General features: G+C 65.1%; 25 protein-coding genes and 1 other annotated feature. Of the genes, 8 read left to right on the top strand and 17 right to left on the bottom strand.

All coding sequences use genetic code 11. The features are described from left to right. Positions 1-115: 115 nt before the first annotated feature. Genes ShzoTeo12_RS21400 through ShzoTeo12_RS21385 form a run of 4 tightly spaced genes read right to left on the bottom strand, consistent with a single transcriptional unit; the run spans position 116 to position 4,296 of the window. Entirely contained in the window at positions 116-1,186 is a 1,071-nt protein-coding gene (locus tag ShzoTeo12_RS21400) for an ABC transporter ATP-binding protein (protein ID WP_318914138.1), read from the bottom strand. Positions 1,187-1,216: 30 nt separating this feature from the next. Beyond that, on the bottom strand, positions 1,217-2,044 hold the full coding sequence (locus tag ShzoTeo12_RS21395; RefSeq protein WP_318914137.1) for a carbohydrate ABC transporter permease: 828 nt from the start codon (positions 2,042-2,044) through the stop codon (positions 1,217-1,219). Continuing rightward, positions 2,041-2,904: a sugar ABC transporter permease gene (locus ShzoTeo12_RS21390; RefSeq protein ID WP_318914135.1), complete on the bottom strand. Its 864-nt coding sequence runs from the start codon at positions 2,902-2,904 to the stop codon at positions 2,041-2,043. Before ShzoTeo12_RS21390 ends, ShzoTeo12_RS21395 begins: the two co-directional genes overlap by 4 nt. A 60-nt stretch (positions 2,905-2,964) precedes the next feature. After that, positions 2,965-4,296, bottom strand: coding sequence for a sugar ABC transporter substrate-binding protein (locus ShzoTeo12_RS21385; protein WP_318914133.1), 1,332 nt, complete (start codon positions 4,294-4,296; stop codon positions 2,965-2,967). A gap of 186 nt (positions 4,297-4,482) precedes the next feature. Here ShzoTeo12_RS21385 and ShzoTeo12_RS21380 point away from each other — a divergent pair, with 186 nt between their 5' ends. The 4 genes from ShzoTeo12_RS21380 (at position 4,483) to ShzoTeo12_RS21365 (ending at position 8,984) form a co-directional block, all read left to right on the top strand. After that, on the top strand, positions 4,483-6,081 hold the full coding sequence (locus tag ShzoTeo12_RS21380) for a choline dehydrogenase (RefSeq protein ID WP_318914132.1): 1,599 nt from the start codon (positions 4,483-4,485) through the stop codon (positions 6,079-6,081). 96 nt (positions 6,082-6,177) lie between these two features. Continuing rightward, positions 6,178-6,936 (top strand): GntR family transcriptional regulator, encoded by a 759-nt coding sequence (locus tag ShzoTeo12_RS21375; protein WP_119254914.1) that lies wholly within the window; start codon positions 6,178-6,180, stop codon positions 6,934-6,936. 10 nt (positions 6,937-6,946) lie between these two features. Next, the gene (locus tag ShzoTeo12_RS21370) at positions 6,947-7,915 is read left to right on the top strand and encodes an ROK family protein (protein WP_318914130.1); all 969 of its coding nucleotides are present in this window, start codon (positions 6,947-6,949) and stop codon (positions 7,913-7,915) included. 10 nt (positions 7,916-7,925) lie between these two features. Further along, positions 7,926-8,984, top strand: coding sequence for an SIS domain-containing protein (locus ShzoTeo12_RS21365; RefSeq protein ID WP_318914129.1), 1,059 nt, complete (start codon positions 7,926-7,928; stop codon positions 8,982-8,984). 98 nt (positions 8,985-9,082) lie between these two features. Here the strand turns inward: ShzoTeo12_RS21365 and ShzoTeo12_RS21360 are convergent, their stop codons facing one another. The 8 genes from ShzoTeo12_RS21360 to ShzoTeo12_RS21325 all read right to left on the bottom strand — a co-directional run bounded on the left by ShzoTeo12_RS21360 (position 9,083) and on the right by ShzoTeo12_RS21325 (position 15,491). Further along, positions 9,083-10,147, bottom strand: a complete 1,065-nt coding sequence (locus ShzoTeo12_RS21360) for a LacI family DNA-binding transcriptional regulator (RefSeq protein WP_318914128.1) — start codon at positions 10,145-10,147, stop codon at positions 9,083-9,085. Positions 10,148-10,232: 85 nt separating this feature from the next. Beyond that, entirely contained in the window at positions 10,233-11,114 is an 882-nt protein-coding gene (locus ShzoTeo12_RS21355) for a PfkB family carbohydrate kinase (RefSeq protein ID WP_318914127.1), read from the bottom strand. A gap of 7 nt (positions 11,115-11,121) precedes the next feature. Next, on the bottom strand, positions 11,122-11,628 hold the full coding sequence (locus tag ShzoTeo12_RS21350; RefSeq protein WP_318914126.1) for an SIS domain-containing protein: 507 nt from the start codon (positions 11,626-11,628) through the stop codon (positions 11,122-11,124). Further along, positions 11,613-12,272, bottom strand: coding sequence for an orotidine 5'-phosphate decarboxylase / HUMPS family protein (locus ShzoTeo12_RS21345; protein WP_318914124.1), 660 nt, complete (start codon positions 12,270-12,272; stop codon positions 11,613-11,615). The genes ShzoTeo12_RS21350 and ShzoTeo12_RS21345 overlap by 16 nt, the downstream gene beginning before the upstream one ends. Positions 12,273-12,276: 4 nt before the next feature. Continuing rightward, on the bottom strand, positions 12,277-13,044 hold the full coding sequence (locus tag ShzoTeo12_RS21340) for an ATP-binding cassette domain-containing protein (RefSeq protein ID WP_318914122.1): 768 nt from the start codon (positions 13,042-13,044) through the stop codon (positions 12,277-12,279). After that, positions 13,044-14,027: an ABC transporter permease gene (locus ShzoTeo12_RS21335; protein WP_313192455.1), complete on the bottom strand. Its 984-nt coding sequence runs from the start codon at positions 14,025-14,027 to the stop codon at positions 13,044-13,046. Before ShzoTeo12_RS21335 ends, ShzoTeo12_RS21340 begins: the two co-directional genes overlap by 1 nt. Positions 14,028-14,073: 46 nt before the next feature. Then, positions 14,074-15,033, bottom strand: a complete 960-nt coding sequence (locus ShzoTeo12_RS21330) for an ABC transporter substrate-binding protein (RefSeq protein WP_318914119.1) — start codon at positions 15,031-15,033, stop codon at positions 14,074-14,076. Between the two features lie 155 nt (positions 15,034-15,188). After that, the gene (locus tag ShzoTeo12_RS21325; RefSeq protein ID WP_318914117.1) at positions 15,189-15,491 is read right to left on the bottom strand and encodes a hypothetical protein; all 303 of its coding nucleotides are present in this window, start codon (positions 15,489-15,491) and stop codon (positions 15,189-15,191) included. Next, positions 15,414-15,469, top strand: a sequence feature (sul1 is cis-regulatory element that is thought to sense ions involved in sulfur or methionine metabolism; They are found in Alphaproteobacteria). It overlaps the preceding gene by 56 nt. 48 nt (positions 15,492-15,539) lie before the next feature. Here ShzoTeo12_RS21325 and ShzoTeo12_RS21320 point away from each other — a divergent pair. After that, entirely contained in the window at positions 15,540-17,027 is a 1,488-nt protein-coding gene (locus tag ShzoTeo12_RS21320; RefSeq protein WP_318914116.1) for a SulP family inorganic anion transporter, read from the top strand. A gap of 129 nt (positions 17,028-17,156) precedes the next feature. Here ShzoTeo12_RS21320 and ShzoTeo12_RS21315 read toward each other — a convergent pair whose 3' ends face one another. From ShzoTeo12_RS21315 to ShzoTeo12_RS21295, 5 genes are all read right to left on the bottom strand, one after another. Further along, positions 17,157-17,762, bottom strand: a complete 606-nt coding sequence (locus ShzoTeo12_RS21315) for a histidine phosphatase family protein (protein ID WP_318914114.1) — start codon at positions 17,760-17,762, stop codon at positions 17,157-17,159. Then, positions 17,759-18,859 (bottom strand): ABC transporter ATP-binding protein, encoded by a 1,101-nt coding sequence (locus tag ShzoTeo12_RS21310; RefSeq protein WP_318914112.1) that lies wholly within the window; start codon positions 18,857-18,859, stop codon positions 17,759-17,761. Before ShzoTeo12_RS21310 ends, ShzoTeo12_RS21315 begins: the two co-directional genes overlap by 4 nt. Beyond that, a complete protein-coding gene (locus tag ShzoTeo12_RS21305; protein ID WP_318914110.1) occupies positions 18,856-20,601 on the bottom strand; it encodes an iron ABC transporter permease in 1,746 nt (581 codons plus the stop codon). Before ShzoTeo12_RS21305 ends, ShzoTeo12_RS21310 begins: the two co-directional genes overlap by 4 nt. A gap of 89 nt (positions 20,602-20,690) precedes the next feature. Continuing rightward, a complete protein-coding gene (locus ShzoTeo12_RS21300; protein ID WP_413251199.1) occupies positions 20,691-21,809 on the bottom strand; it encodes an ABC transporter substrate-binding protein in 1,119 nt (372 codons plus the stop codon). 25 nt (positions 21,810-21,834) lie between these two features. Beyond that, positions 21,835-22,671 (bottom strand): MurR/RpiR family transcriptional regulator, encoded by an 837-nt coding sequence (locus tag ShzoTeo12_RS21295; protein ID WP_318914107.1) that lies wholly within the window; start codon positions 22,669-22,671, stop codon positions 21,835-21,837. A gap of 255 nt (positions 22,672-22,926) precedes the next feature. Here ShzoTeo12_RS21295 and ShzoTeo12_RS21290 point away from each other — a divergent pair, with 255 nt between their 5' ends. From ShzoTeo12_RS21290 to ShzoTeo12_RS21280, 3 genes are read left to right on the top strand one after another with little or no spacing between them, the layout of a single operon-like run. Further along, positions 22,927-23,670: a GntR family transcriptional regulator gene (locus ShzoTeo12_RS21290; protein ID WP_318914105.1), complete on the top strand. Its 744-nt coding sequence runs from the start codon at positions 22,927-22,929 to the stop codon at positions 23,668-23,670. Between the two features lie 14 nt (positions 23,671-23,684). Next, positions 23,685-24,536: a sulfite exporter TauE/SafE family protein gene (locus ShzoTeo12_RS21285; protein ID WP_413251191.1), complete on the top strand. Its 852-nt coding sequence runs from the start codon at positions 23,685-23,687 to the stop codon at positions 24,534-24,536. Next, a complete protein-coding gene (locus ShzoTeo12_RS21280) occupies positions 24,533-24,850 on the top strand; it encodes a DUF1634 domain-containing protein (RefSeq protein ID WP_318914102.1) in 318 nt (105 codons plus the stop codon). The genes ShzoTeo12_RS21285 and ShzoTeo12_RS21280 overlap by 4 nt, the downstream gene beginning before the upstream one ends. Positions 24,851-24,950 lie beyond the last annotated feature (100 nt).

The raw sequence follows: 24,950 nt of genomic DNA, 5'->3' as shown, positions 1-24,950 counted from the left end.
GGCCACAGAGACATTCTGCCTTTGCAGGTATATTTCCCGCCAGTGCAAGTTGGCAAGGTTTGCCGCGGTCCCCGCCGGCATACGATTGACCACCGCGGACGGCGCGCCGCTCGTCCTAAACCTCCACTCTGTCCCCGGTCGTGCGGTCGAAGACGTGCAACCTGTCCGCCACGAGATGCACGGCGACATTCTCCCCGACGCCATGGCCTGCGCTATCCGACGTGCGGGCAACGATACGCCCTTCGGCGGTGGCGATGAACCAGAGCTTTTCATGGCCGAGGTTCTCCACGCCCTCGATGGTGCCGGCGATCGACGGCCCGTCGCCTGCCCCGAGGCGGACATGCTCGGGCCGGATGCCGACGGTGAGCGCGGTCGGAAGATGGCCCGCGCCCGGCAGATTCAGGGCGCCGATGCGGATGCTGCCGCCTTCTGCCCGAGCCTCGAAGAAATTCATCGGCGGCGAGCCGATGAATTTGGCGACGAAGAGATTGGCGGGACGGTGATAAACTTCTTCCGGCGTGCCGAACTGCATGAGATTGGAGCGGCCGGCCTGCTTCAGGGGTGCCAGCACGGCGATCCGGTCGCCCATCGTCATCGCCTCGACCTGGTCGTGGGTGACGTAGATCATGGTCGAACCAAGCTCGCGGTGGAGCTTGCTCAGCTCATAGCGCATGGCGGCACGGAATTCGGCGTCGAGATTGGAGAGCGGCTCGTCGAACAGGAAGACGGCAGGCTTGCGCACGATGGCGCGGGCAAGCGCCACGCGCTGCCGCTGGCCGCCGGAGAGCGCGCCCGGCCGCTTGTGAAGGTGGTCCTGCAGGCCGACCATGCGCGCGACGTCCGCAACGCTCGCGGCGATCTTCCCCTTCGCCTCGCCGCGCAGCCGCATGCCGAAGGAGATGTTGTCGGCCACCGACATATGTGGGAAGAGCGCATAGTTCTGGAACACCATGGCGACATCGCGCCTGGCCGGATCGACATCGTTCACGACACGGCCGCCGATGGAGACATGGCCCGCGCGGCCCTCCTCGAGCCCGGCGATCAGACGCAGCGTCGTCGACTTGCCGCAGCCCGACGGGCCGACGAAGACGACGAACTCGCCGGCCTTGATATCCAGATCGAGATTGCGGACGACATCGACGGAACCGTAGGAGATATCGACGCCCTGAAGGGAAACGGCGGACATGGCTTTTTTCCTTGATTGATCCGATGCGGCTTACTTGACCGCGCCGAGGCTGAGGCCCTGCACGATGCGCCGTTGCGCCAGAATGGCGAACAGGGCCATGGGCAGGATGATGATGATGGAGGCGGCCGACATCGCGCCCCAATCGATGGAGGCGTAGCCGCGGAAGCCGGCGACGGCGAGCGTCACGGTTTGCGCCTTCTCGAAGGTCAATGCGAGAGCGATGGTCAGCTCGTTCCACATCTTGATGGAATTGAGGATGACGGTTGCGGCAATGCCGGGGGCGGCGATCGGCACATAGATCGTCCAGACGATGCGGAAGGTGCTCGCCCCTTCCAGCCGGGCCGCCTCGGCAAGGGCCTCGGGGATATCGGCGAAGAAGGCGCGCAGCAGCCAGATCGTGAAGGGCAGCGTGAAGACCTGGTAGATCAGCGCAAGGCCGATCACCGTGTCGTAGAGCCCGATGGACTGGAAGAGCACATACATCGGCACGATGAACAGGAACTCCGGCAGCATGTAGGAGACCAGCAGCCAGATCAGGATCGTGCGCCGCCCCGGCACATGTTTCCGGTTGAGGTAATAGGCGGCGGGAATGCCCGCGGCGAGCGCCAGCACATTGCCGATGGCGCAGACGATGAGGCTGTTGAAGAAGGCGCCGGAAAAGCCCGTCGAGGACCAGGCCTTGCCGAAATTCTCCCAGACCGGCGAGAAGAACCAGACCGGCGGCATGGCGAAGGCGTCGACCTGGGTCTTCAGCGCGATGGTCAGGATCCAGAAGATCGGGAACAGCGAGACGACGACGGCGAGGACGGCGACCGCATAGGGCCAGAACGCGCGGCGGGCGGAAGCGGAGGCGGTCATGCCTTTTCTCCATCGTCGGTGTCGATCACCAGGTAGATGATGCAAAGCGTCAGGATGATGAGCGAGAAGACGACGGCGATGGCCGCGGACTCGCCGAACTTGTAGGACTTGAAAGCCGTCTGGTAGGCGAGGGTCTGCACGCTTTCCGTGGCCCTCAGCGGCCCGCCCCCGGTGGTGCCGAAAATGATGTCGAAGACTTTCAGCGTATCGATGGTGCGGAAGATGATGACGGTGATCAACACCGGCTTCAGCATCGGCAGCGTGACGTAGCGGAAGGTCTGGAAAGGCGTCGCGCCTTCCAGCCTCGCCGCCTCGAAAGGCTCGGCCGGCAGGCTCTTCAGCGCGGATGAGAGGATGATGAAGGTGAAGGCCGTCTGCCACCAGGTATCGATCATGATGATGGACGGCATGGCGGTCGGCACGGTTCCGAGCCAGGCAGGGCCGGATATGCCGACAAGCGACAGGAGATAGTTGACGATGCCGAGCGTCGGGTCGAGCATGACCTTCCAGATCAGCGACACCGCGATGCCGGACACCATCAGCGGAAGGATCATCAGCGTGCGGATCAGGCCCGCGCCGATGCGGATGCGATTGATCGCAAGCGCCAGGCCGAGGCCGAGACATGTCTCGATGACGACGGCGAAGACCGCGAAATAGAAGGTGTTGAACAACGCCTTCGGAAAGCCGGTCCCCGACAGGATCCGCACGAAGTTGCGAATTCCGACGAACTTCGCCTCCGCCCCCCAGTTCCACTGAAGGAGCGAGAGGTAGCCGGCATAGATGACGGGGTAGAGCGTTCCCGCGGCCAGCAGCGCGAGGGCCGGCGCGATCAGCCAACGGATATGTTTGTCTCGGCGCATGGTCGATACGATCCTGCTTTGAAAAGCATGGGGCCGGTTCGCCGGCCCCACGGGTCCGGTCTATTCGAGCGTGTCCTGAACGTTCGTCTGAAGTTCCGCCACGGCATCTTCCGGGGCCGTGCCCTGGTAGATCTGGTGGATCGCATCGACGATCAGCAGGACGACATCGTTCCAGCCCTGGCGGAAGACCGAGGTGGGCCGGGTATGCTGCATCTGCTCCTTGACGGCCGCGACATAGCCGGCGTCGAGCGCCTTGACGTAGTCGGCATCGGCCCAGGACGAGTCGCGCGGCGCACCGCCCGTTGCAACGCCGAGCGCCGCCGTCATCTTCCTGTTCGTCGCCCATTGAACGAAGAGCCAGGCGGCATCCTTCTTCGGCGAGTTCTTCGCGATCGAAATGCCCCAGGACCAGTGGCCGCTATAGCCGATATCGCCCGTGGAGGCCGGCAGCGGCGCATAGCCGACCTTGCCCGCGATCGCCGAGGTCGTGGCGTCCTCGAAGCCCGGACCGAAGACCGAGGCGTCGACGAAGAAGGCGGCATTGCCCTGGGAGAAGAATCGGCTCGCATCTTCCCAGCCATAGGAAAGCGCGCTCGGGGGACCGGCCTTCAGCAGCCCGGCATAATAGGAGAGGCCCTTGGCGATGCGCGGATCGTCGAAGCGCGGCTTCGACCAGTCGCCGTCGAACCAGATGTTGTAGGGAAGATCGGCCAGCTGGCTGCCCCAGGCGTCGAGCACGATGCCCGTCATCGTGTCGACAAGCTCGGCCGAACGCTTGCCGCGCATGGATGCGCCGAAGATCTTGCCCTCACCCTTGGCGCTGATCTCGTTTGCCGCGGCGATCAGCTCGTCCATCGTGGCCGGCACCTTGCCGCCGAGATACTTTTCGACCAGGTCCTTGTTATAGAAGAGCGTATAGGCCTCGAAGGAGATCGGGATCGCATAGAGCTGCGGGTCCGGCTTGCCGACCGGGAAGGACGCGCCCGCGCGGAAGCCTTCCGGATAGTCGGCGAGATCGTAATCCGCCTCAGTCTTGGCGGGATCGTCAAGATAGGGCGTCAACGGTTCGACGACCCCTGCTTCCCATTGGGTGTAGAGCGCCGAGTCCATCTGGATCATGTAGACGTCGGCGACGGAATCGGCCGAACGCACCGCAAGGTTCATACGGTCGGAATAAAGGTCTTCGGCAAAAGCGTCGATCTTCACCTTGATGCCAGTCTCGGCCTCGAACTCCCCGATATGCTTGCGCAGTTCGGCCGTCCACGGATGCTCGCTGAGCAGTACCGTGATCTGCTGGCCGGACTGCTGCTTCCAGTCGATGGCGAAGGCGCTGGAGGACAGTGCGGAGGCGGCGAGCGCCGCGGCCAACGTGATGAATCCCCTTCGTTTCATAGTCTCGCTCCCGTTGTTTTGACGACATGTAGATAAGTTGACCGCTTGACAACTTGTTACTACATGTTAGACAGTTTGCTAACACAGAGACGAACCACTGTCCATCCCCCTCGCAAAACCTCTCACGAGGCAGGCCGAACAGGCGAGGATGCACAGGGCCGCGGACCGGTTGCATCGGAGACAGACATGCGCAGCACAATCCAGGAATTCGACTATGTCATCGTCGGCGCCGGCTCCGCCGGCTGCGTGCTGGCGAACCGGCTGAGCGCGGATCCTGCCGTCTCGGTCTGCCTCATCGAGGCCGGCCCGAGCGATCGCAGCATCTTCATCCAGATGCCGGCCGCGCTCACCTTTCCGATCGAAAGTGACCGTTACAACTGGAAATTCGAGAGCGAACCCGAGACGGAACTGCACGGTCGCAGCATCGGCCAGGCACGCGGCCGCGGCCTCGGCGGCAGCTCCTCGATCAACGGCATGGTTTTCGTGCGCGGGGCGAAGCAGGATTACGACGGCTGGCGCGATCTCGGCGTCGAAGGCTGGGATTTCGAGGATTGCCTGCCCTTCTTCAGGAAGTTGGAAAGTTTCGAGGGGGGACGCGACCCGATGCGTGGCGGCTCCGGTCCCATCAGTGTCGTGCGCAGCAAGGCCGACCATCCGCTCTACCGGACCTTCCTGAAGGCCGGCCAGGAATTCGGCCTGCGGGATGCGGGGGACTACAACAGCGGCGCGCAGGACGGTGTCCATATCACACAGGCGACGATCCGCGACGGGGTGCGCTGCAGCACCAGCCTCGCCTATCTGAAGCCTGCCGGAAACCGTCCCAACCTCACCGTCATGACCGGCTGCCTTGTCGAAAAAATTCTCCTCGACGGCCGGACGGCAACCGGGGTGGCAATCGTCCGACAGGGCGAACGCAGGACGATCCGCGCTGCGCGCGAGACCATCCTTTCGGCCGGCACGGTCGGCTCGCCGCATCTGCTGATGCTCTCGGGCATCGGCGACCGTGCGGCGCTGGCGGAGCACGGCATCGCCAGCGCTGCCAACCTGCCGGGCGTCGGCGCGGATTTGCAGGACCACGTCGTCGCCCCGCTGCGCTTCACCGCACCGGGCGGTGTCTCCATCCGCCGGCAACTGAGCATGGTCGGACGCCTGAAACTCGGCATCGAATGGCTGCTCTTCAAGAGCGGCCTCGGCGCGACGAACTTCTTCGAGGTCGGCGCCTTCTTCAAGAGCGACGAGGCCCTTCCCTATTTCAACATGCAGCATGAATTCCTGCCGTTCCTCGCCGACTTCCAGTCCGGCAAGGTGACGATCTCCGACGGCTTCCAGTATTTCGTCAGCCAGATGCGCCCCTACAGCCGCGGCCGCATCGCGCTCAAATCCGCCGATCCCACGGTAAAACCCTCCATCCGCTTCAACTATCTCACCGACCGGCGCGACACATTGGAAATGGTGGACGGCATTCGCAAGACATTGGAAATGGCCCACCAGCCGGCCTGGGGCCGCTATCGCGGCCAGCCGGTCGACACACCCGACATCAAGGCCACGGATGCCGAGATCGAAGCGTGGCTGCGCACCGTCGCCAATACCGAGCACCACCCGACGAGCACCTGCCGGATGGGTACGGACGATCTGGCCGTCACCGATTCGGCCGGCCGCGTGCATGGGCTCGAGAAGCTGCGCATCGTCGACGGCTCCATTCTTCCGCGCGTGCCCTCGGCCAATATCAACGCGCCGATCATCATGGCGGCGGAAAAGATCGCCGCAACCATGACGCGGCGCTGACGGCTTGAAGAAGATGCTCAGCGGGGCGCGCTTGCCGACTTGTCTCGACATGTTAGAGACTGACGGTTTGATCGCCCTTACGAGAAAGGAAGACCGATGACCGAGACATGGCTGAAGAAGAAGCCGATCCGCAAGAGCGGCGCCGTTCCCATGTATGTGCAGGTGGCCGAAATCCTGGACAGCGAGGTGAAGGCACGCAACGGCGCGCATTTCGCCCTTCCGTCCGAAGGCGAGCTGTCGCGCGAATTCGGCGTCTCGCGCGTCACGATCCGCCAGGCCCTCAAGCAGCTCGAAGCCCGCGGCGTCATCTACAGCGAGCACGGCCGCGGCTATTTCAGCACCGCCTCGCGCATGAAGGGCGTTTCCGGCTTCCACAGTTTCACGACGGAAGTGCGCAAACTCGGTGCCGAGCCCGGCTCGACCGTCGTCGCCTACGAGGAACGCCGGCAACTTTCGCCCGCTTTCCGCAAGCACCTCCAGAGCGAGGGGGAAAGCGGCACCGACTTCATCTTCCTGCGCCGCGTTCGCAGCATCGACGGCGACCCCGTGGCGCTGGAGGATGCCTATCTTCCCACGGCACTCTACCCGTCCGCGACACGGGACATGTTCGAGAGCGGCTCGCTCTATGCGGAAATGACCGCGACCTGGGGCATCGTGCCCACATGGACGGATGCGCTGTTCGAGCCCACGGCAGCGACCGCCGAGGAGGCCGGCTACCTGAAGATCGAGCCCGGCGCGCCGGTGCTCAGCGTCTGGCGCGTCACCGTGACCGACACCGATCAGGCCGTGGAATATGTGAAGTCCGTCTACAAGGGCGGCGGCTTCATGCTCAACGTCAACCGCTACCGCCTCTAGGAGCCCGCCCGTGTCGCAACAGGATTTCGCAATCGGCATCGACATCGGCGGCGGCAGCACGAAGATCGGCCTCGTCTCGACCAGAGGCGAGATCGCCGAGCGGCGTCGCATCGTCGTCAGCGAGACCGATGGCGCAGATGCCATCGTCCGGCAATATGCGGCTGCGATCGGCGATATCCTGTCGGCCCATCCGCAGGCGAAGCCACTGGGCATCGGCATCGGCTTTCCGGGGCGCATCCATCCGGACAATCTTTCCGGTGATCTCGGCAACATCCCTGCCCTCGACGATTTCCCCCTGGCCGAGCGCATCGGCAACCTGTTCGGCCTTCCGGCCCGGATGGAAAACGACGGGACGGCGGCCGGCCTGGCGGAAGCCATGTTCGGCAGGGACAGGGATGCCCGGCGCTCGCTGCTGATCGCGGCGGGAACCGGCATCGGCGTTGCGCTCACCGTCGACGGAAAGCCCTTCATCACCTCGGGCGGCGGCCTCGGGAATGCCGGGCAGCTCATCATTCACGGAAGCGACGGCCGGCCCTGCCGGCAGGGATGCGTCGGCTGCCTGGAATCGCTCGCCTCCGCAGACGCCCTGAACGGAACCGTACAACGCTATTGCGCCGAAATGCCGGAGAGTCCGCTCGCGGCAAGGGCGCGCAGCCTCGGGCGGGAGCCCGACGCGTCGGATGTCGTGGTGATGGGCCTTGAAGGCGACCCCGCTGCAGTGGCGATGCTCGCCGATGTCGGGCGATGGCTCGGGCGTGGGGCTGCCACCTGGGCGCAGATCTTCGCTCCCGACGTCATCCTGCTCGGCGGCGGGCTGAGCGCCGCCGGCGACCTGCTGCTGGGGCCGCTCGAGCGCGAGGCCCGGCTCTCGGGCCTCGCGCTCTATCTCGCACCGGTCCGCTTCTCGCTCGCCTCGCTCGGCAACGATGCCGGCATCATCGGCGCTGCGGCGCAAATCTTTCCCACCCCCAAGCCTTGATGGAGTTTCCGTGTCCCAGTCCTATCTCGACGAAATCGCCGAACAGCCGGCAGCAATCCGCAAGCTGGGCCGGCTCGTCACGCCCGGCCTCGCCGCCGACATCCGGGCGATCCGCGCCGCGATCGACAAGGGAGACGTCCGGCACATCATCCTCACCGGCATGGGCGGATCCCTCTTCAGCGCCTACGGCACCTGGCTGCGGCTGAGCCGGTCGCTTCCCGTCCCGGTCTCACTCTGGGATACGTCCGAACTCATCCAGCAGGCGCCCACGCTGCTGCGCCCCGGCGCCATGGTCATCGCCATCTCGCAGTCAGGCGAGAGCGTCGAACTGTGCCGCATGACGGAACTGGATGCCGGCGTCAGCATCCGCGTGGCGATCACCAACCCCCGCGACAACACTCTGGCACGCTGGGCGTCGCTGGCGCTGGCGACGGAGGTTGGCCCGGAACAGACCGTTTCGACCAAGACCTACACCGCCGGCCTTGCCGCCCTATATATCTTCGAACGCATGCTGATCGACGGGGGCGACACGGTCGCCGCGGATATCGCAACGCTCGCCGACGCCACGGACGAGGTTCTGGCCAGAGTGCCCGCGAGGCTGGACGAGATGCTGGCCTTCCTCGGCCATGACTTGCCTCTGACCTTTATCGGCCGCGGCGCGAGCTATGCCAGCGCCATGATGGGCGCGCTGGTCACGGCCGAGGCCGCAAAGGCGCCGACACAGGCACTGTCCGGCGGCCAGTTCCGCCACGGTCCGCTGGAATTGGTGCGCGACGGTTTCCGCAGCATGCTGTTCCTCGGCGGCCCCGGCGCCACGCTCGACCTCAACCTGAAGACCGTCGCCGACATTGCCCGCTTCGGCGGCCGCAGCCTCGTCGTCGCGCCCGCAAGCACGGCGGCCGCGCTTTCGGGAAGCGAAGCGGTCCTGTCTCTGCCCGCCGTGGCGGAAGGGCTTCTGCCTGTCCTGGAGATCCTGCCCATCCAGCTGCTGATGGTGCCGATGGCCATTGCCCGCGGTTTCGAGCCGGCGAAGTTCCTCAACGGCTCGAAGATCACCGTCATCGAATGAGATTATGCTCCTGCGTCGACCCATTCGGTTGGGTCGACGGTTTTCTTGCCTTGTAGGCGTTGGAACAGGTGTGGCTCGACCATCAAGCTCAGAAGCGGCTATAGCGCGGGCGCTTCTACCGATCGCCGTGCGATCAGCTCCGCCTGGAGCACCTGGGAGCTGCGATACGAACTATCCTCGATCTTCTTGAGCAGGAGCTCCGCTGCTGCCGCACCGAGTTTGGCGACAGGACGCCTTATCACGGACAGCGGCGGCCGGAACACACCGGTCCATGGCGCTTCGTCAAAAGCGATGATCGAGAGAGCCTCGCCAATTCCGACCGCAAATTCCTGGGCCGCGGCCAACGCGCCCAGCGCCATTTCCTCATTCGTGGCGAGGATAGCGGTCGGCGGTTCGGGGCTTGCAAGAATCTCCGCCATCGCCGCACGGGCCGTCTCCACGCTGCTGTGGCAGTAGCGCGTCCATTCCGGATTGACCGCAAGCCCCAACTCGGCCAGCGCCGCAGTTGCCCCTTCGACACGATCCCGAACCGTGCTCACCACCTGCTCGGGCATGGCGAGGCAATGTCCTTCGACGCTGGCAGTCGCCACCAGCAAGCCGATCCGCACATGACCCGCGGCGGCAAAATGGCGGATCGCCGCCCCGGCTGCGACGCGATCGTCCGTCGTGACAAAATCGATTTCATCGGAATCGACGCGCCGGTCCAACAGCACGACTGGTACTTCCGGCTCGCTCTGGACGAGCAAATGCTCGATTTCATGCTGCGAAGCAGGCACGACGATAAGGCCATCGACCCGCTTCTCGATGAGAACCCTGACGGCGTTCCGCTCCTTCTCGATATCGTCGTCCGTATTGAGAACGAGAATCTGGTAACCGGCCCTCGAGGCGGTTTCGATGATGGCGCGGATGGCGCTGTTGAAGAACGAGTTGGAGATGTCGGCGACCACGACGCCGATCGTCAGCGACCGGCCGGAGCGCATCGACCGGGCCAGTTCGTTCACCCGGTAATTCAGCTCGGCCGCCGCCGCCAGGACGCGTTCGCGCGTTGCCTCCGTGACGAGGCCGTAGCCGCCGAGCGCGCGCGCGGCGGTGGCGCGCGACACTTCGGCGCGCCGCGCCACGTCGATCAATCTCGCTGCCTTGTCATTCGGTGCCTGCGTCATGTTCCGTTCCGATTTTCCGACCGCATGTCGATATCCCATATTGGGTTCCTCCCGGGATGGAAACCGGGTAGCCCGAGGCGCGACGCTACGGCAGGACGAGCTCGGCGCCTGCCCGGCGGCAGGTCGCGGCGGCGACCGCCATCGCTTCCATCAAATATCGTCGCCAGACGTCGGCGGTGCCGGGCCGCCCGCCGCGCAGCAGGGAGGCGACAAGGCTTGCCAGCGTCGCATCGCCGGCCCCCATCGTGTCGACGATCGGCTCCGGTCTGCCGGCAATCGGAACCGCGACCTGAAGGCCGGACCGATCGATCAGGGTCGCGCCGCCTGCACCATGCGAAAACAGGACGGTTTCGACCCCCATACCGAACAGATGTTCCGCCACCGACCGCCAGTCCGTTCCATAGAGGAGCTGAACATCCTCGTCGCTGAGCTTCACGAGGCTCGCGACGGGAAGGACCTTCTCGAATCCCTGCCGGTAGGCCGGGAGGGAGGAGATCAGGCGCGGACGGGGATTGGGATCGACGATCCGCAAGCCGGGCGCGGCGGAAAAAGCCTGTACCAGATCGTCGGCATGCGCGGGATTGTCCAGCGGATACGAGTTGACGACCGCGGCGGCGGCATTCGACAGCACATGCAGTGCCTCCGGCCCGAACGCGATCCGGCGGCGGTACATGGCCGGCGCAAAGGCATAGCTCGGCTCGCCGTTCAGTCGCGTCGAGCTGACGACGCCGGTCGGGTCCACCGTCGGCGTGTTGACGATCCGGATGCCGCGTTCGCGCGCATAGCGCAGGAGGTAGTATCCGTCCCGGTCCTGGCCGACGCGCGTGACGAGTGTCGAAGGCAGGCCGAGCCGGGCGATGCCGGCGGCGAGGTTGAGCCCTGCCCCGCCGGCGAACCGCTCGGGGTCTTTCCCCTCGGCCCTGATTTCGTCGACGATGCAATCGCCGATGGTTACGACACCATGCATCGGCGGCTCACTGCAGGTTGGTGTGCCGATAGGCCATCGTGCCGTGGGCATCGGCCATGCCGGAGGCAAGCTGCAGCACGACCGCATCGAGGAGAAGCAGGCACGTCTGCTCGAAGAGGCTGCCGCCGAACTGCTTCGTCTCGACCACCGGAACCGGCAGCACGATGTCGGCGATGCCGGCAAGCGTGCCCTTCGGCTTGTGCGTCAGCGTGATCACCTTCGCGCCCTCGGCCTTGGCGATCTTCGCGTAGCTGAGGCTGACGGGCGTCTCGCCGGAACCGGAGATGATCAAAAGGCCATCGCCCTTGCGGACGGACGGCGCCGTCACCTCGCCGACGAAATGCACGGATCTGCCGAGATGCATGAAGCGCATCGCCGACATCTGGGCCGCAAGCCCCGAGCGTCCCTGCCCGGAGAAGAACCACCGGCGGTCGCCGTCACGGAAAGCCTCCACGACGGCGGCGAAGGCCTGCGGATCGATGCGCTCCAGCAGCTCGCCTATTTCTTGTCCCACGGCCAGCCAAGGCCTTGTTCCGGGAGCCGTTCCTTGATCCATGATGCTACCTTTCCTGGGGTTTCCGATTCCGTGATGGCGCTGCCGACGACGAGAATCTCGGGTTTGACGGCGATGACCGAATCCAGCGTCGCCGGGCCGATGCCGCCGGCGAGCGACACGCGGAAGCCGCGTGCATGCATGGCGGCGACGGCGTCGATGTGGCCGGTCGAATTGTCGCCGGCGAGGCGCGCATCCGTCGGCGAATGCACCGCGACATAGGCAAAGCCCTCCGGCAGGGTGAAGTCCTGCGGCAGCAGGATCGGCTTGCCGGATTCCGTGATCGTGTCGACGATGACGGAAGCGCCGAAGGCGACGGCGCATTTGCCGACCGTCTCGTGCGTCGCCCTGGAGGCGCAGGACAGGACGGTCATGAAGGAGGCGCCCGCGCCGAACACCATGTTGGCTTCGAGCGCGCCGCCGTCGACCGTCTTCGTATCGGCGAGGACGGGCACGTCGGGGCAGATCTCGCGCACCGTCGTGATGGCGGCGACGCCGAACCGCTTGAGAAGCGGGGTTCCCACTTCGATGATATCGGCAAGGCCGGTGAGAGCGGGCAGGATTGCGAGATGCTCGGGCTTGTCGAGTGCGACTTGCAGCAGCATGGGGCTATTTTCCTTCAGGTTGACCGAGGCCGGTGATCGCCTTCAAGAGGCTGTCGGGCGTGAATGCCGAGGACGGCGCGTCCGCGACCACCCGGCCGAGGCGCAGGACGACGATGCGGTCCGTCACCTCCAGAACATGCGGCAGCGTGTGGGAGATGAAGATGACGCCGAAGCCCTTGGCGCGGGCATTGCGGATGATCTCCAGCACCTCCCCCGCCTGGCGCGCGCCGAGATGGTTGGTGGGCTCGTCCAGAAGGATGACCTTGTTCGCCCAGGCCACGGCCCGGCCGATGGCGACGGCCTGGCGCTGGCCGCCCGAAAGGCGCGCCACCGGGCGATCGCTCGCCGGCACGGCGATGCCGACCTGCTCGAGCCCGGCATGGGCCTGGCGCCGCATGGCCTTCTCGTCGAGGAAGCCGAGCTTGCCGAGAAGACCCTTGCGCACGATCTCGCGGCCGAGGAAGACATTGGCCGCCACCGTGAGGTCCGGCGCGACGCCCGAATCCTGGTAGAGCGTCTCGACGCCGGCTTCCAGCGCGTCATGCGGCGACTTCCATACCCGGCGCACGCCGTCGAGATAGATCTCGCCGCTGTCCGGCTCATGCGCGCCGGACAGCACCTTGACCAGCGTCGACTTGCCCGCGCCATTGTCGCCGACGAGGCCGACCACTTCTCCGGCGCGCAGGGCGAAGTCGACATTGTCGAGCGCCACGACGCCGCCATAGCGCTTGCCCACGCCACGGACCTCGTAAAGAACGGAAGCGTTTTCCATCAGCGGCCTCCCTTTGCGCCAAGTCCCTGGATGCCGACGGCCAGCGCGATGAGCGCCGCCACGACGATCTGCTGCCAGTTGGGCTGGACGCCGATCAGGATGAGGCCGCTCAGCACCGCGGTCGTGATGAGCGCGCCGACCACGACGCCCGACAGCTTGCCCGTGCCGCCGAGCAGGCTGACGCCGCCGATGACCGTCGCGGCGATGGCGTTCAGTTCGCCGCCGCGCCCGGAGAGCGGCGAGCCGGAGCCGAGCCGGAAATAGACGAAAGCGCCGGCAAGGGCCGCCAGCACGCCGGACAGCAGGTAGAGCTTGATGAGATGCCGCTCGACATTGATGCCGGCACCACGCGCCGCGAAGGGATTGGAGCCGATCGCATAGGTCCAGCGGCCGAACCGGGCCCGGGACATGAAGGCCCAGGAGACGGCGATGATGACGAACACGGCGATGACGGGCACCGTCAGCGCGCCGAAATAGGTGGCGTTGCCGAGCAGGATGACCTCCTTCGGCGCGCCGGCGATCTGCGTGCCGCCGGTCAGCACGAGGCTCATGCCGGCGGCCGCGCCCATGGTCGCCAGCGTCGCGACGAAGGGCACGAGCCGGCAATAGGTGATCAGAAACCCGTTGATCAGGCCGACCACGACGCCAACGCCGACCGCCGCCAGAAGGCCGAGCGTAATCGCCAGCCACGGATCGATGCCCGCCTCGTTCGCCGCGCGGATGACGAGCGCCATGGAGACGCCCGCCAGCCCGAGAACGGAGCCCACGGAGAGATCGATGCCCCTGGAGGCGATGACGAAGGTCTGGCCGATCGCCATCAGGACGACGGGCGAGAAGTCCTGCAGGATGTTCGCCATGGCTCGGACCGAGAAGAACCGGGGATTGGCGAGCGAGAACGCCAGCACCATCACGCAGAACAGCAGCAACAGGACGACATCCTGCCTGAGGCCGGACGCCTTCAGGCGGGCCAACTTGCCTTGCATTTCCATTGTCGTAGATCTCCGTGCGGGAAACAGGAGAGCCGCCGGCTCACTCCGAATACATGGAGGAGCCCGTCTCCGCGAAATTCTCCCTGGTCATGACCACGTTCGGAATGACTACGGATTTCTCGATCTTGTCGGCGCCCTCGCCCGTGACCTTCGCCTTGGCGTATTCGAGGGCCAGTTCCGCCTCCTTGGCCGGCTGCTGGGCGACCAGCGCGGTGAAGACGCCTTCCTGCAACGCATCGACCTGCGCCTTGTAGGCGTCGTAACCGACGAGCTTGACCTTGCCGACCGCATTGCTGTTGCGCAGCGCGGCGATTGTGCCCGTGCCGCTCGTGCCGTCGATCGCGAAGATACCGGCAAGATCGGGATGGTTCAGAAGCACCGTGTTGACCGCGGATGTCGCAGTGGCCGGCTGGCTGTTGGCATATTCGCGGCCGACGATCTCGATCTTCGGGAAGTTCGCCGCCAGTTCCTCGCGGAAGCCCTGTTCGCGCAAGGTGTTGGTCGTCGCGCCCGGCGAGCCGGACATGATGAAGACCTTGCCCTCGCCGCCGATCTGCCCGGCCAGCGTCCTGGCCGCCTGCCGTCCTCCGTCGACATTGTCGCCGGTGATGTGAGAAGTCAGGTAGGCCTGGTCGGTGACGGTCGTGTCGACGGTGATGACCGGAATGCCCGCGGCCTCCGCCCGCACGACGGCCGGCTGGAGCGAGTCGGGATCGGTCGGCACGAGAATGAGCGCATCGATATCGTCCGCGAGAGCGGCATCGACGAACGGCATCTGCGATTGCGGCGAATATTCCGAGGCGCTGCCCTGCCAGACGAGCTCGACGCCGAGCTTGTCGGCCGCCGCCCGCGCGCCCTTCTCCATCGCCAGGAAGAACGGGTCGGAAGCGATGCCGGGAATGAAGGCGACCTTCAGCTTGTCCTCGGCATTTGCGGCATGCGCGCCGATGGCGAGCATGGAAACGGTTGCAGCAATCAACATGCGGCGGATGCGGCTCATTTTTCTCTCCTCCGTGAAAATGAGATCGATCTCATTAACGGATAGCATGCCCTTTTCCTCTGTCAACCGAAAAAGAGATCGATCTCATCGACAGTAAGATGCTTTCCTGATTCAGACAGCCGTAACCGGCCGCCACTGACAGGCCACGGCCGACATCATGGGCGGTTCAAGGGATGTTCGACGGTAGAGGAGGACACCGGCAGAATGGGTGCAACGGCCATCGAGACCCGACTTGCCGGATTGCGCTGCGCGATGCCCGAAAATACGCCGCAGGAGAGGCTACCTTTCGTTTCATCGTCTTTCCTCCGGCCATCCCGCCGCATCTTGTCCGAAATCGCCGTTGACCCGCGCGCAACATTTTCTATAACGGCTTCATTCACCCCGGACCCGGTGAAATTCCGGGTGGCTCTTCTGGCCGCCGATCCGCCAGACAACGCAAAAGCATCAAACCAGTTCACGTGCCGGACATCGTCCGGTCTGGATGCACTACTCTTGCGGACTTTCCCATGCTCAATCTGACAGCCTACAAGCGCGAGTGGTTCTCGAACGTTCGCGCCGACATTCTCTCCGGCATCGTCGTCGCGCTTGCCCTCATTCCGGAGGCCATCGGCTTCTCGGTCATTGCCGGCGTCGATCCAAAGGTCGGGCTTTTCGCCTCCTTCGCCATCGCCTGCGTCTCCGCCTTCACCGGCGGCCGTCCGGGCATGATCTCCGCCGCAACGGCGGCAACGGCCGTTCTGATGGTCACGCTCGTCAAGGAGCACGGCCTGGAATACCTCTTCGCCGCCACGTTGCTGATGGGCCTCATCCAGATCGGCGCCGGCCTCCTGAAGCTCGGCCGCGTGATGCGCTTCGTCTCGCGCTCGGTTATCACCGGCTTCGTCAACGCGCTGGCGATCCTGATCTTCATGGCGCAGTTGCCGGAGCTCATCGGCGTGCCGGGGCTGACCTATGCCATGATCGCCGCAGGCCTCGCGATCATCTACCTCTTTCCCTATGTCACAAAGGCCATCCCCTCGCCGCTGGTCGCCATTCTCGTCCTGACCGGCATCGCCTGGTGGGGCGGCCTGGATCTGCGCACCGTCGGCGACCTCGGCGAACTGCCGTCCTCTCTGCCGATCTTCGCGCTGCCAAAGGTCCCGCTTACATTCGAGACGCTGCAGATCATCTTCCCGTACTCGGTGGCGCTCGCTGCGGTCGGCCTGCTGGAATCGCTGCTGACAGCCCAGATCGTCGACGACATGACGGATACGCCAAGCTCGAAGAGCCAAGAATGCATCGGGCAGGGCGCAAGCAACATCGCCTCCAGCCTCATCGGCGGCATGGGCGGCTGCGCCATGATCGGCCAGTCAATGATCAACGTCACCTCCGGCGGTCGCGGACGGCTCTCCACCTTCGTGGCCGGTTCGTTTCTCCTATTCCTCATCCTCGTGCTGGACGATCTCGTGCGCATCATCCCGATGGCGGCGCTGGTCGCCGTCATGATCATGGTATCGATCGGCACGTTTTCCTGGCGCTCGATCCTGGACCTTCGCCGAAATCCGCCGTCCTCTTCCATCGTGATGCTGGCGACGGTGGCGACCGTGGTCGGCACGCACGATCTCGCAAAGGGCGTTCTCGTCGGCGTGTTGCTCTCGGGCGTGTTCTTCGCCGGCAAGGTTGCGAGGCTCTTCCACGTTCGCTCCACCCTGAACGAGGAGAAGAGCGAGCGCACCTATCACGTCGACGGTCAGATCTTCTTCGCTTCCGCGGAAGGGTTCATCGCCGCCTTCGATTTCACCGAGCCGGTAAGCAAGGTCACGATCGACGTGTCGCAAGCGCATCTGTGGGACATTACCGCCGTCGGCGCTCTCGACAAGATCGTCCTCAGATACCGCCGGCAGGGCATCGATGTCTCCGTGTCCGGCGTCAACGAGGCGAGCGCGCACATGCTCGACCGCTTCGCCCTGCACGACAAGGAGCATGCCGCGTTCTCAGCATCGACCGGACATTGAGATGAAAACGGGAAGTCCGGCCTGCCGATCCGGACTTCCCCGGCAGTTTCGAATGGCAGGACCGCAAAGTCCCGCAGGCGCGGAAAGGTGGAGGCGGACGAAGCCGAAGGCAACGGTCCGCCTCGGGGATCAATCGGCGACCGAAACATCGGGAGCAACAGACCCGATATTGTAGCCTTCGAGCTGCGCAGCCGATCTGTCCCGCCCCGGGAAGTTGAGGATGGTCGCCGTTCCAGGCGTTACCGGCACGACACGGGACGGCGGCAGGTCGAGGAATTCATGGCAGGCTGCACGGATGACGCCGCCATGCGCGACGACGAGAAGATCGCCCTCCGTGCGGGCCATCCAGTCGCGCACCCCCTCGGCAACGCGGCTGCGAAACACGCCCCAGGTCTCGCCCCTTTCCGGCGTGAAGCGCCCGGCCCGCCAGGCCGCGTAGTCGTCGGGCCGTTCGGCGATGAGGTCGGGCTTGCAGCGGCCGGTCCATTCGCCCATGTCCAACTCGCGGAACCGCTCGTCGGAGGGGGCGTCGGGATGGCCGATCAGCGCGACCGTCTGCCGGGTACGGCCGAGATCGGACGCGATGATGCGCGCCGGCTGCAGGGCCTTCGCATAGGCGCGGAAGCGCTTGACCTGGGCGACGCCGCGCTCGGAGAGCAGCGAATTGTCCTGTCCCTGCAGCCTCTGTTCGGCGTTCCACTCCGTTTCGCCGTGGCGCATGAGGATCAGCCTCATTGATGTATCCTTTCTCCAGTGGTCGCGAAGACCGCATCGGGTGTGCGAATGAACGAAAGCGCGACGGGCTCGCCCGGGCTCGCGCTGAAATAGCCGTCGGCCATGCCGGTGATGCGCAGATCCCCCACCATCGCCGTGACCATGGTCCGCCCGGCAATGGGCGCCGCCTCGGCAAACCGCGCGGTGAGCGTCGGTGCGCCGGACACGGCACCGACGCCGACTTCCTCGGCGCGATAGAGAAGCTGTACCTCGTCCCGGCCGCCGGCCAGCGCGGCCGGAGCCAGCGCCGTCTCGCCGAAGACGAGGCTTTCGCCCGACCGGCGCACCGGCAGGAGGTTTGCCGGCGGTGTGCCGAGGAAGGTCGCGACGAAGGTCGTCTGCGGATTGCGCAGCAGATCGATTGGCTTGCCGAACTGTTCGACGCGGCCATTGTTGAGCACCGCGACATGGGTCGCCATGGTCATGGCCTCGACCTGGTCGTGGGTAACGTAGACCGACGTCGCGCCGGTCGCCCGGTGGATGCGCATCAGCTCGCTGCGCATCTCGATGCGCAGTTTCGCATCGAGGTTGGAAAGCGGCTCGTCGAAAAGCAGGATGCTCGGTTCCGGCGCGATGGTGCGGGCGATCGCCACGCGCTGCTGCTGGCCGCCGGAGATTTCCGCCGGGTAGCGCTCGCCGAGCGCGTCGATGCCGAGAAGGGCGAGGACTTCCTTCACCCGCTTCTCGCGCTTTTCCCGCGGCCAGCCGGCAACCTTCAGCGGCCAGGCGATATTGCCGGCGACGGTCATGTGCGGCCAGAGCGCGTAGCTCTGGAAGACGAGGCCGGCATTGCGGCGGCCGGCATCGGCGATGACGCCGCCCGCCCCGCTGGAAACCGTCTTGCCGACGAAGGCTATTTCCCCCTCGCTGGGGCTTTCGAGGCCGGCCAGCATGCGGAGCAGCGTGGACTTGCCGCAGCCAGAGGGGCCGACCAGCACCAGGAAGGAGCCGGCGGGCACGGAGATATCGACGTCCTTGACGGCGGTGAAGGCGCCGAAGCGTTTGACGAGATTGCGGATTTGTATGGCGTCCGCAGCGCCGGTGGCGATGGCGTTCATTGCTCTTTCCATTTCTGGACGCGGTTCTGCAGGGCATGGGCCAGGAACGAGGCCGCAAGGCAGACGACGAGGATGACGAGGGTGATGGCATTGGCGAACTGCATGAAGCCTTCCGACGCATAGCGGTAGGCGACCATGCTGAGCACCGGCGAGGTGGCGGTGAAGAGAAGCACGACCAGCGAGAGGTCACGCACCATCTTGACGAAGACGAGGATTGCCCCGGCGAAGAGACCGCGGATCGCCAGCGGGAAGATGATGGCGAAGAGCCGGCGGATAAGGCCCGCACCGGTCAGCCGCGCACTCTCTTCGATATCCGCCGAGATCTGGCCGAGCACCGAGCGGCCGGACTGTACCGCGAAGGGCAGGTTGTGCGCGGAGGCCGCGACGACGAGCAGCGCGAAAGTGCCGTAAAGCGAGGGGAACGGGCCGATGGGCGCACCGAACAGTGCGATATAGGCCGCGGCGAAGGCGATGCTCGGCACCAGCAGGGGCAGGAAGGCGAGCTGGCTGAGCAGCGTCGCCAGGAGGGTGCCCTTGCGCTGCACGATCGTATAGGCGAGCGCCAGCCCGAGCAGCATGGTGGTGAAGGCGACGACGAGGCCGAGGCGAATGGTGTTCCAGAGCGCGTCGATCAGCACCGGATTGCGGAAGATGCCCGCCTGACCCTGCGCGATCTCGCCGCCGCCCTCGCCGATCCAGAAATGCAGCGTCCAGTTGGAGAACAGCGCTCCGCTCTGCGGCGCGAGGCTGGAGGCGGCCAGCACCAGCACCGGCGTGACGGTGGTCAGAAGGCCGATCAGCAGCGCGACGGCAAAGAGCGGCCAGCGCCAGGCGCCGAGTGGAAAGCGCTTCGTGCGCCCGCCCTTGCCAGTGACCGTGATGAAGGCCTTGCGACCCGACACCAGACGGTCGGACAGGAAGAGGAACAGCGCGGAAACGGCGATGAGCAGCAGGGCAAGCACGAAGCCGCGTTCGTTCTGCCCCGTCTCGATCATGCCGAAGAGGCGGGTGGAGAGCGTCTGCATGCGCACCGGCAGGCCGAGCAGCGCGGGCGCCGCAAAGTTGGCGACGGCACCGGCGAAGGTGAGCGAGGCCGCGGCGATCAGCGCCGGCGTGACGACGGGCAGGATGATGCCGAAGAAGATGCGCGGCCTTCTTGCGCCCGCCATCTGCCCGGCCTCCACGAGATCGGCCCCGACGGAGCCGAGTGCCGCGGCGATGATGGTGTAGGCGAGCGAATAATAGTGGGCGATCAGCACGATGGCCGTGGGGATAAGGCCCCAGGCGAGCCAGTCGGGAATGGCAAGGCCGTTCGTCTCGAAGAAGCCGGCCGAACCGCCGAGGCGCGAATTGCGGAACAGCGTGCCCCAGGCGAGCGCCGCGGCAAAGCTCGGGATCATGTAGGGCAGCGAGGCCATCATGCCGAGGAAGCGCCGGCCGGGCACATCGGTAAGCACGACGAGCCAGGCGAGGAAGCCGCCAATCAGCAGGCAGCCGCTGGCGACGCTGAAGCCGAGCAGCATGGTGTTCAGCAGCGGCCGCCACCACAGATTGGTCGAAAGCGGGCTGGCGAGCACCGCCGTCCAGGCGGCAAGCCCCTCCGGCGTCAGCGTCGAGAGGAGAATGCGCAAGAGCGGCGCGACCACCAGCACGGCGACGATGAGCACCAGCGCGGCCGGCAACAGGAAGCCCGATCGGAGCAGCCGGCTGCCCGATGGCACGGAAAGCGAAGTCGATGTCATGAAAACCCTCCGCGCGGACCGGCGCGCCCGTGTTGATGCCTGTGCGGCTCCCCGTAAGGAACCGCGCGACACGCCGGCCTGCGGGTTCGTTACTGGAGCGTGATGATGAGGTCGGAAATGCGCCCGCGCGCGGCCGCCGTCTTTGCCGGATCGATCGTCCAGGCCTTCAGTTCGCCGAGCTTCACGGAGTCGGGATGATCGGCGATGGACGGACGCACCGCATAGTCGCCCGGCACGTTGAAGGGCTCGAAGCCCGGACCGCCGGTAGGCGTGTCGTCACCGAACATGAAGTCGATGAGCAGGCGCGCGGCCGCCGGATGCGGCGCCTTGTCGGCGATGGTCAGGATCGCCGGGAAGAGGATGCCGTTGGCGGGCTCGACATTGTTGGCGACCTGCAGGGCCCAGCCTTCCTTCTCGTTGTCGCGGCGGTCGGAATAGGTGCCGAAGCCGACAGGCGGGTTCTTGGCGTTGACGTCGCCGACCGACTTGTTGAGCACGTCGCTGTTGGGCAGCATGATCAGGTCGTTTTCGATGAGTGCCTTGATGAACTGCTCGCCGGCGCCTTCAAGTCCGTCCTCGACTTCGATATCCTTGCCGAACTCGGCCTTGTAGGCGGCCGCCATCTCGTCGGGATGGAGCGCGATTTCGGTGAGGAGATCGAGCAGTTCGCCGCGCTGGCTCGGATCGACCATCAGCACCCGGCCCTGCCATTCCGGTTTGGTGAGCTGCCAGAGATTGGTGACGGGCGAACCGTCAGGGAAGGCCTTCTCGTTGTACATCAGCACCTTGGTCGACAGACGCTGCGTGAGGAGCGGCGCCTTGTAGCGATCCTCCAGCACGCCCGCGACGCGCGGCGGCACGTAATTCACGATGCGCTTCTCCTCCAGGAGCTTCGTGAAGACCACCGGGGAATCGGCGATGTAGAGCACGTCGACGGCATGCACGCCGGCCTGCTGCTCGGCCTCCACGCGGGCGATCTGCTTTGTCGAGCTCATGTCGAGGCCGATGAGGTCGATGCCCGGATAGGCCGCCTCGAAGGCCGCTTCGATCTTGGCGATGCGGCTCGACAGCGAGAACACGGTGACGCTGCCCTCCTTCTGGGCGAGCGGCAGCAATTGCTCCGGCGTCAGCCCGTCGAGATCGTCGGCCATCGCGGCGGCCGGCAGAACGAGAAAGGCCGCAAGGGCGGTCGAACACAGTCGTTTCAGCATGGTTTCCTCCTCCAGGTTTCGTTCAGTCGAAGTCGTTGAAAAGCCCCGACAGTTTTTCCAGTCTTCCAATGATCTCCCGCTCATGCCGCCCCGCGATCGTCAGCACGATGCCGTTGACGATGGCGAAGGGGATGGTCGGGGTCTGGAATTCGCTTCCCGAGCGGCCACGCGGGGCGGCCAGCATGAGATCGGCCGGCGGCTCCATCAGTGGACCGGCGAGGTCCGAGATCAGGATGGTGCGCGCGCCGACGCGGGCGGCATGGCGCGCCAACGGCGCATAGCTTTGCGGCTGCTTGCGGAAGGCAAGCGAGATGACGATGTCGTTGCCGTCCATGCCGACGAGGCGCTCGGCGATGTCGCGGCCGCGGCCGGTGAGCGCGATGGTCGTCATGCCGAAACGGTCGAGCCGGCGCTGCAGGAAGCCGGCGACGGACTGCGCATGGCCCTGCCCGAAGACGAAGACCCGGCGCGCCTCGAAGATCATGTCGGCGGCGCGGTCGATATCGGCCTGCGGCACGGCGCGCGCGAGCGTTTCCAGCGCGGCGATCTCGGCATCGATGAGGTCCGTCAGGTAATCGCCATGCTCGACCTTGGCGACCGAGCGGCGCATGCGGTTCGCCGCATCCTGATCCAGCAGCACCTCGCGCTGAAGCTCTGCCCGCAGATCGGGAAAGCCCTTGTAGCCGAGCTTCTGCGCCAGCCTTGTCGCCGTCGCTTCATGAACGCCTGCGCGCTGGGCGATCTGCGGCCCCGACAGGAAGGCTGCCTCCGCGCGGTTCGTCAGCATGGTCGCGACCAGCTTCTGATCCGCGTCTGTCAGCTTCTTCGACTTGGCCTTTATGCGATCAAGAATGTTCATTGCGCCCGACAAAGTTGTTTGCAGCGCCGATTGTGTTGGCAAAGATGTTTGCAGTCAAGTTGCGTCGGGTAAGAATCCTTGCAAAGGCCTGCAAGGCGGAACCGTTTTCCGTGACGCCCGGCTCCCGACAACAAACGATGCCTTCACCACGTTCGCTCCGGTTACGCAGGACCGCTCGCGATCGGCATCTCATGTCAAATGTGGCGTAACGGGAAGGCATCGACATAGTGACGTCATTATGTCATTACGACCATCATGAACATTGACGATGACCACAGCCCCCTCTACGCAAAAGTTGAAGCGGCGCTGATATCCGACATATCCGCCGGCGTGCTTCGTCCGGGTAACCAACTTCCACCGGAAGATCGTCTGATTGAACGCTTCGGCGTCAGCCGCACGACGGTTCGCAAAGCGATCGCAAACCTTGTGTCGCGTGGACGGGTCGAAATCCGTCGCGGCAAAGGCACCTTCATCGCGCCGCCGAAGGTGACCCAGGAACTGACCCAGCTGACAGGCTTCGTCGAGGACATGCGGGCGCTTGGCCGCACTGCGACCACCCGGCTGCTGGACAAGCAAAGCGTGCCTGCCGATGAGGTCGCCGGCAGGCAACTGGCCGTGCCGCCCGGGAGCCTCGTCATGCGGATTCAGCGCGTCCGGATGGCCGATGGCGTCGCCATGTCATTTGATGAAACCTACTTGCCGCACGAGATCGGGAAGAAGATCGTCACGCATGATTTGGATGCCGAGCCTATCTTTTCGCTGCTCGAAGACAGGTATGACCTGCCGCTCGTCGAAGCGGAGTACCGGCTGGAGGCCACGACCGCCGCGCCTGACGTAGCACAGGCCCTCTGCATCGAGCCCGGCAGCGCGATTTTCCTGATCGAGCGGACGTCCTACACCGAAGGGCATCGCCCCGTCGATTATGAAAGGCTCTACTATCGCGGCGACCTGATCAGCTTTGTCACGCGTCTGGAACGGCGTCCGCGCAGCCATTCGTGACGGGAGGCGGGGCAATGGAAACCCTGTGGCTATTCGTGGCCGCGTTCGGCGCCAGTGCTCTCGGCGGTGTGCTGGGCATGGCCAGCGGCATTTTCATCGTGCCGATCCTCACCTTGCTGTTCGGCGTGGACATTCATGTCGCGATTGGCGCGAGCATCGTTTCGGTTATCGCCTGCTCATGCGGCAGTGCAGCCGCGTTCTTGGAAGGACGCCTGACCAATATCCGCCTTGCCATCGTGCTGGAGACGGCCACCACGCTCGGGGCCCTGACCGGCGTGCTTCTCATCGGGATCGTCTCGACGCGAGCCCTATACGGTCTCTTTGCTGCCATTCTGGCGATTTCTGCCAAGCAGATGCTTGCGCGACGGCACGAGGCGATTGATACGGCCGCCCCGAACGTGAAGGATTGGGGTTCGGTGCTGCGCTTGCATTCCAGCTTTCCCGATCCGGCGTCGGGGCAGATCGTATCGTACCGGGTTGGCCGCGTCCCGCTCGGCATGGCGCTGATGTATGGCGCAGGCCTCATCTCCGCACTGCTGGGGATCGGCTCCGGCGTCCTGAAAATCCCGGCCATGGACACCGCCTTGCGGCTTCCCATCAAAGTCTCGTCCGCCACCTCGAATTTCATGATCGGCGTCACCGCAGCCGCCAGTGCCGGCGCTTATTTCGTCAGAGGCGATATCGACATTGGCATTGCCGGCCCCATCGCGATCGGCTCGGTCGGCGGCGCGCTTCTGGGCGCGCGCCTGCTGATGTGGCTTCCGGCCGACAGGCTGCGCGTCTTCTTCGTGATCGTACTTTCGCTGCTGGCGGTTTTGATGGTGCTGAGCGCCTTCGATCTCAACTTTGCCGGAGGATTTGCATGAAGCCCGGGACAGACGATTTCGAGCGGCGGGACCAGATCATTGCCGGACTTCTCCGGTATGGAACCTGGCTCGCCACCTCGCTGGTCGCCTTCGGCCTTCTCCTGACTCTTTTCGAACCGGTGCCACGCTGGCCGGCCCTCCCGCTGAGCGGACATGACGCGATGAGAGCGGGCATCGTGATGTTCATCTCGCTGCCGATCGCGCGCGTGGCATTGCTGCTGGCCATCTTTTTGCGAGAAAGAGACTACGCCTACACGGCTATCGCGGCGCTTGTGCTGGCAATCATCGCCGCCGGCCTCATCCTTGAAGCGTGAACGGCCTGATGCCGGAGTAAATTCAATTCGGGCTTTCATTCCCGAGCTGATGCATGACCAGGCCATGGATTTACCGTCCGCCTTACTATTGGTTCAATAT

It is taken from the genome of Shinella zoogloeoides (genome assembly GCF_033705735.1).
In the GTDB taxonomy this organism is placed as follows: domain Bacteria; phylum Pseudomonadota; class Alphaproteobacteria; order Rhizobiales; family Rhizobiaceae; genus Shinella; species Shinella zoogloeoides_A.
Note: the sequence above shows the minus strand (reverse complement) of the source record. Positions and strands in the feature narration are given on the sequence as shown.

Bases quoted from the DNA above. Each gene is read 5' to 3' on its own strand.
- ShzoTeo12_RS21400 (WP_318914138.1), bottom strand. From the start codon at position 1,186: ATGTCCGCCGTTTCCCTTCAGGGCGTCGATATCTCCTACGGTTCCGTC.
- ShzoTeo12_RS21395 (WP_318914137.1), bottom strand. From the start codon at position 2,044: ATGACCGCCTCCGCTTCCGCCCGCCGCGCGTTCTGGCCCTATGCGGTC.
- ShzoTeo12_RS21390 (WP_318914135.1), bottom strand. From the start codon at position 2,904: ATGCGCCGAGACAAACATATCCGTTGGCTGATCGCGCCGGCCCTCGCG.
- ShzoTeo12_RS21385 (WP_318914133.1), bottom strand. From the start codon at position 4,296: ATGAAACGAAGGGGATTCATCACGTTGGCCGCGGCGCTCGCCGCCTCC.
- ShzoTeo12_RS21380 (WP_318914132.1), top strand. From the start codon at position 4,483: ATGCGCAGCACAATCCAGGAATTCGACTATGTCATCGTCGGCGCCGGC.
- ShzoTeo12_RS21375 (WP_119254914.1), top strand. From the start codon at position 6,178: ATGACCGAGACATGGCTGAAGAAGAAGCCGATCCGCAAGAGCGGCGCC.
- ShzoTeo12_RS21360 (WP_318914128.1), bottom strand. From the start codon at position 10,147: ATGACGCAGGCACCGAATGACAAGGCAGCGAGATTGATCGACGTGGCG.
- ShzoTeo12_RS21355 (WP_318914127.1), bottom strand. From the start codon at position 11,114: ATGCATGGTGTCGTAACCATCGGCGATTGCATCGTCGACGAAATCAGG.
- ShzoTeo12_RS21345 (WP_318914124.1), bottom strand. From the start codon at position 12,272: ATGCTGCTGCAAGTCGCACTCGACAAGCCCGAGCATCTCGCAATCCTG.
- ShzoTeo12_RS21340 (WP_318914122.1), bottom strand. From the start codon at position 13,044: ATGGAAAACGCTTCCGTTCTTTACGAGGTCCGTGGCGTGGGCAAGCGC.
- ShzoTeo12_RS21335 (WP_313192455.1), bottom strand. From the start codon at position 14,027: ATGCAAGGCAAGTTGGCCCGCCTGAAGGCGTCCGGCCTCAGGCAGGAT.
- ShzoTeo12_RS21330 (WP_318914119.1), bottom strand. From the start codon at position 15,033: ATGAGCCGCATCCGCCGCATGTTGATTGCTGCAACCGTTTCCATGCTC.
- ShzoTeo12_RS21320 (WP_318914116.1), top strand. From the start codon at position 15,540: ATGCTCAATCTGACAGCCTACAAGCGCGAGTGGTTCTCGAACGTTCGC.
- ShzoTeo12_RS21315 (WP_318914114.1), bottom strand. From the start codon at position 17,762: ATGAGGCTGATCCTCATGCGCCACGGCGAAACGGAGTGGAACGCCGAA.
- ShzoTeo12_RS21310 (WP_318914112.1), bottom strand. From the start codon at position 18,859: ATGAACGCCATCGCCACCGGCGCTGCGGACGCCATACAAATCCGCAAT.
- ShzoTeo12_RS21305 (WP_318914110.1), bottom strand. From the start codon at position 20,601: ATGACATCGACTTCGCTTTCCGTGCCATCGGGCAGCCGGCTGCTCCGA.
- ShzoTeo12_RS21295 (WP_318914107.1), bottom strand. From the start codon at position 22,671: ATGAACATTCTTGATCGCATAAAGGCCAAGTCGAAGAAGCTGACAGAC.
- ShzoTeo12_RS21290 (WP_318914105.1), top strand. From the start codon at position 22,927: ATGAACATTGACGATGACCACAGCCCCCTCTACGCAAAAGTTGAAGCG.
- ShzoTeo12_RS21285 (WP_413251191.1), top strand. From the start codon at position 23,685: ATGGAAACCCTGTGGCTATTCGTGGCCGCGTTCGGCGCCAGTGCTCTC.
- ShzoTeo12_RS21280 (WP_318914102.1), top strand. From the start codon at position 24,533: ATGAAGCCCGGGACAGACGATTTCGAGCGGCGGGACCAGATCATTGCC.